This window comes from Magnetospirillum fulvum MGU-K5, assembly GCF_000442515.1.
GTDB classification, from domain to species: Bacteria; Pseudomonadota; Alphaproteobacteria; order Rhodospirillales; family Magnetospirillaceae; genus Phaeospirillum; species Phaeospirillum fulvum_B.
Genome location: NZ_AQPH01000124.1, coordinates 1 through 4,583, shown reverse-complemented (window position 1 = coordinate 4,583; position 4,583 = coordinate 1). Strand labels below are relative to the sequence as shown.

The 4,583-nt window shown below is 62.5% G+C and carries 5 protein-coding genes and 1 pseudogene; 5 read left to right on the top strand and 1 reads right to left on the bottom strand.

All coding sequences use genetic code 11. The features are described from left to right. Window positions 1–6 precede the first annotated feature (6 nt). A complete protein-coding gene (locus K678_RS16885) occupies window positions 7–726 on the bottom strand; it encodes a hypothetical protein (RefSeq protein WP_155804593.1) in 720 nt (239 codons plus the stop codon). Between the two features lie 178 nt (window positions 727–904). On the opposite strand from K678_RS16885, the gene K678_RS16880 reads away from it, so the two are divergent. From K678_RS16880 to K678_RS19795, 5 genes and pseudogenes are all read left to right on the top strand, one after another. Next, the gene (locus tag K678_RS16880) at window positions 905–1,717 is read left to right on the top strand and encodes a hypothetical protein (protein ID WP_196802609.1); all 813 of its coding nucleotides are present in this window, start codon (window positions 905–907) and stop codon (window positions 1,715–1,717) included. Window positions 1,718–1,757: 40 nt separating this feature from the next. Continuing rightward, on the top strand, window positions 1,758–2,384 hold the full coding sequence (locus K678_RS18040) for a hypothetical protein (RefSeq protein ID WP_021133690.1): 627 nt from the start codon (window positions 1,758–1,760) through the stop codon (window positions 2,382–2,384). Then, the gene (locus tag K678_RS16870; RefSeq protein WP_021133689.1) at window positions 2,381–3,103 is read left to right on the top strand and encodes a VirB8/TrbF family protein; all 723 of its coding nucleotides are present in this window, start codon (window positions 2,381–2,383) and stop codon (window positions 3,101–3,103) included. Before K678_RS18040 ends, K678_RS16870 begins: the two co-directional genes overlap by 4 nt. Then, complete coding sequence (locus K678_RS16865; protein WP_021133688.1) at window positions 3,100–4,164, top strand: TrbG/VirB9 family P-type conjugative transfer protein; 1,065 nt, start codon at window positions 3,100–3,102, stop codon at window positions 4,162–4,164. The genes K678_RS16870 and K678_RS16865 overlap by 4 nt, the downstream gene beginning before the upstream one ends. Further along, window positions 4,164–4,583, top strand: a pseudogene (locus K678_RS19795) (TrbI/VirB10 family protein); the annotation flags it as partial. The gene K678_RS16865 and the pseudogene K678_RS19795, both read left to right, overlap by 1 nt.

Genomic DNA, 4,583 nt, shown 5'->3' with positions numbered 1-4,583 from the left:
GCAAGTTTACTTTTTCTGATTTTCGAGGATAGCTCGCATCATTTCCTTTTCTTTCTTTACAATTTTCTGCGCCTCGTCGAGAGCAACCCGCATCATCTCTTGTTCCTTCGCGCGCCATTTCTCAGAGCGCCAGTCGGGTATTGGCCCGCACTCAACGAAGAGGCGGAAGATCGACGCACAGGATCCTTGCTTGCGAGAAGAGGCCAGGTTGTCGTCGAAGGTTCTTGCAGCCCGACTTTCGGAGGCCGCTTTCCGCGCGTTGGCCGGAAATCCATTATACCAAGGATAATAAATGCGATCAAACCACTGATCGTAAGCAAGCTGTATGTCATATGCTCGCTCGATATTGCGCCGCTTGGCCTCGGGATAGGTCTTCAATTCTTTAAGGGCATTGCGCCTATTATCTCTAAATTTTTTAAGCCATGGGTCAAAGTCTTTAGAATATTTTTCCCACTCTTTTTCTTCTGCTTCCCACGTATTCAAGTTGAACCAGACGTGCCGAGCATATTCCGGATCAAAAAAATCCTTCGATGTCGCGGGTAGCGATCCACCTATCACGCCCGCCTTTGCAAATGAAGAATAGAAAAATAGGAGAAAAATCATGGTTGATAGCAATCCAGACTTATACACAAATTGTTTCACTTGTGCGCCGCTGGAAAAGTACGTCGGCCTGACCGAGGACTTCGTCGATCGACTGGGCGACGTGCTGCACGATCCGATGCTCATTCTGTTTACCTCCTTGTCGGGGCTGTGGATCGTCCTGGCCGGGACGAAGCTGCATTTCCAAATGACGACTTTTAATAAAATATTCGAGGAGTTTGTATTCGTAAGTATAACCGGCCTCATTTTGGGCAGTCAAGGCGCGGGACTTATTTCGTATGTCTATAGCTCGGCTATCTCCATTATGGGAGAGTCAAGCGCTGCCGTTTTCAAATTGGCAGCCGACAGCCAGAGCACCGGCCAGAGCGGGCTGATGGCTTTGGCCGCCCAGGGCGAGAAGGCGGCGGCTCGCGTGATCCAGGCGGCGGCGGCAATCGCCCGCGCCGGATCGGCGATGAACGTCATGAACTATGTCTATGCCACGATCCTGGCGCTGCCCTATTTGCTGCTGGTGGTGGCCTATTCCAGTCAGGTCGTCGTCGCGATCTTCCGTGCCACGATGATCGGGGTGTTCGCGCCGTTCCTGTTCATGGCCTTTGCCTTTGGCTGGGGCCGGGGCATGGCCCAATCGGGCGTGAAGACCCTGCTGGCTTCGATCCTGGTCCTGTTCGCCAGTACCGCTGCTTTGTCCCTGACCGTGTTCGGCGTCAATTCGTCGGTTCTGGAGCCCCAGGACTTGACCGGCGACCGCATCAACGAGTTCGCCACAATCACCAACCCGGAATTCCTGGTGGTGATGTTCCTGGGCTGGATGGGCACCGCCTTGCTGACCGAGGGCACGTCGATCGCCAATTCGATCGCCGGGACGATGCTGACCAATTCCGCCAGCGGGATCATGACCACCGGAGTGAGCGGCAGCGCTATCGCCGCCGCGACCTTGGGGAAGCGCGGCGCGATCGCGGGCACGTTGGCGGCCAAGGACGCCGCCGGAGGCTGGGGAGCGCTCGGCCTGTTGCCGATCAAGGGCATGGCCGCCATCACGGGGCCGGTCGCGGCCTCTGCCGCCGCCCTGGTCGAGAAATTTCAGAACATCAACAAGCCGGACAGCAAGGCCTGACGCCTTGCCGACCGCACGTCAACGACAGGAGAGCGATCTCATGGATCAGACCATCGAGCCCAAAATCAGACCCTTGGTGGATGCGCTGAACGCGATCGACGGTGTCCGGACTATCGCGTCCTGCCAGGGGCACGTCTCTCGGATCAGTCGGCCCTATGTCTATTTCCACTGCCCGCCCGCAGTGGCCGAGGCCATGGCCGCCCGGTTGCATGACCTGAACATGCAAGACGACACCTTGTCCTACTGGTGGCATTTGACGGCAGCGTTCAACACTGAACACAGGCTCTGCTTTTCTCTGGAGGCCCCCGATCTGGATCATCGCCGGAGCGATCTTTCCGTTTTCGTCACCTTTGTTCTGGGGCGGAAGAAGATCGATCGCGATCTGTCGATTCTCGCCGCGAGCTTGACCCAGACCGATCCGATCCCGGCCAACGATGACGCCCCGGTCGCCCCGACCCCCTCGCGCTGGAGCCAGGGCGCGAGAGCCAGCCTGAGAGTGGTCAGCCTGCTTTCGATGTTGGCGATCGTCCTGCTGCTGGGGGCCTGCGGCACCAGCAATGTTGAATTGCAGAAGGACGGCAGCGGCACCGACGAGATGCTGAAATCGCCCTGCGCCTGCCTGCCGGTTCTCTATGACGGGCCGGACTTCGTCTGGGGGCGGGGATGAGAGCGCTCTGGCGGCTTCGCCCCGCCGGGCCTGCCCCGGTCGATCACGACCGGGTCCGCGCCGCCGATCCCTATGCCTTTGAATCGGCCCATCGCCGTCTCGCCTGGATGTTCCGGATCAGCGCGATGGTCAATGCCGGGCTGTGCGCCGTCGCGATCATCGAGGCGGCGGCGATCTCGGCGCTGGTGCCTGTGCAGAAGGTCCAGCTCGGCCTGGTCCGGATCGAGCCTGCGGGCGAGCGCACCGTCCCGGTCGATCCCGCTTCGCTGGTCCGGGTGCTGCCGATCACCAAAGAGACCCCCGGCTTCGACCTGCTGATGGAAAGCTTCGTGCGGCGCTATGTCCGGGTGCTGCTCGAAATCGACAGCGTCACCCAGGCCGACCGGATGCGCGAGGCCAACCTCCATTCCGACGCCGCGTGGTGGAAGCAGTTCGCGTCCCGTCACAAGGAGATCGAGCGCGCGGTCGAGACCGGGCTCAACCGCTCGATCGCGGTCGAGAGCGCCGACCGGATCAGCTTCAAGGACGGGGTCGGCCGCTATGCCGTCGATTTCGTCCAGACCGATGCCCGCGACGGCAAGCCGGTCGAGACACGGCGGCTGCGCGCCTATGTCGCGGTGACCGCGCGGCCCCACACCGTCCACCCCGCCGACAAGTTCGAGAACCCGCTGGGTCTGAAGGTGCTCGATCTCGCCCTCAAGGAAAGGGGAAATTCATGACCGTCCATCCCGCGTATCGCTCTGCCCTGGCGGCGGCGCTGCTGCTGTCGGCCACGCCCACTTTGGCTCAAACGCCGGTCAAGTCGCTGGCCCAGCCCTCGGTGCCGATGAGTCCGCCGGTTCCTGGTAAGACCGCGCCGGTTACATCGGCCTCGCCCTATCCGTCGTCGTCCCCGGTATCGGCTCCGCAGCCCCAGATCGCGTCGATCCCGCCCGCGCCGCTGCCCGACTCGGCCTATCAACAGGCGGTCGATCAGGCCGAAGGCCGCTTCCCCGAGATGGACCGGGTGGGCGCCGGGGGCCAGATTCAAAACGCCTGGAACGACTCCGAGCCCCGCCACGGGATCTACGCGACGCGGCTGTGCGAAGACTGCGTCTACAAGGTCCGCACCCGGGAATTCATGTCCACCACCCTGGTGCTGCCCGAGGATGCCGAGATCACCCAGATCGATCTGGGCGATGCCACCGGCTTCAAGGTCCAGGTCCGCGCCGCCAACATGGTCGCGGTGCGCCCGGCGGCTTATGGGCTGGATACCAACCTCAACGTCTATACCAAGTCCGGCGCGGTCTATCCGTTCTATCTCCGCTCCGAGGGCTTCAACTCGGTCCATGTCCCCGATCTGGTCGTCCGCATCCTGGGGCGCGAACGCCCCGAGGAGATCACGCCGGTTGCTCCCTCGGTGGTTCCTGCCAAGCCCGGTGATCCCGCCGGAAAGGCCGTCCACGACCTCGCCAACCCCAAGCCTGCCGAAGGCGATTTCGTCCGCACCATCGCCTTCGACCCGGCCAAGCTTCGGGGGTGGAAGGATTACCGCCTGTGGGGCGACGACGATCTGAAGCCCGAGGTCGTCTATCGCGACGATGTCTTCACCTACATCCGCTATGGCGACAAGTGGGACGGGATGGAGCTGTCCACCGCCTATGTCACCATCGACGGCATCGACGAGCTGGTCAATTCCCGGGTCCAGGGCAGCACCTTCATCGTCGAGAGCGTCAATCCGCTGATCACGCTCAAAAACGGCAAGAAGTTCCTGTGCCTCCAATACGGGGGCAAGTCCTGATGACCTGGCTGTGCGATCTGGCCCTGGCCGCCGGATTGACCCTGTCGGGCTCTTGCCCCGGGGCCGCTCCGGCACCCGATCCGCTTCCCGCTGACGATCCCGCCGTCTGGGCCTATAAGCCGCCCGCGCCACCGCCTGCACCCGCACCGGCTCCGGCCCCGGCCTTTCCCCCGGTGGTGATCGAGCGCGAAGTGGTCCGCGAGGTGGCGATCCCGGCCCCGGTCCAGGCTCCGCCGCCTGCGCCAGCGCCTAAGACCTTGGGTCCGGTCGAGCGCTCGGTCCAATCGGCCTATCGCAGCCGGACGTTGGGCTCTGCCGCCTGGACCCCGCCTGAGGCGCTGCCGGTATCGGTCGATCCGGCCAGGATCGGCCGTCCGGCTCCGCTCGATCTGGGCATCGCCGCCAAGGACCAAGCCTAT

What these genes read in the sequence shown, in the direction of transcription:
- K678_RS16885 (WP_155804593.1), bottom strand. Translation starts at nt 726, where the DNA reads ATGAGCATCGGATCGTGCAGCACGTCGCCCAGTCGATCGACGAAGTCC.
- K678_RS16880 (WP_196802609.1), top strand. Translation starts at nt 905, where the DNA reads ATGGGAGAGTCAAGCGCTGCCGTTTTCAAATTGGCAGCCGACAGCCAG.
- K678_RS18040 (WP_021133690.1), top strand. Translation starts at nt 1,758, where the DNA reads ATGGATCAGACCATCGAGCCCAAAATCAGACCCTTGGTGGATGCGCTG.
- K678_RS16870 (WP_021133689.1), top strand. Translation starts at nt 2,381, where the DNA reads ATGAGAGCGCTCTGGCGGCTTCGCCCCGCCGGGCCTGCCCCGGTCGAT.
- K678_RS16865 (WP_021133688.1), top strand. Translation starts at nt 3,100, where the DNA reads ATGACCGTCCATCCCGCGTATCGCTCTGCCCTGGCGGCGGCGCTGCTG.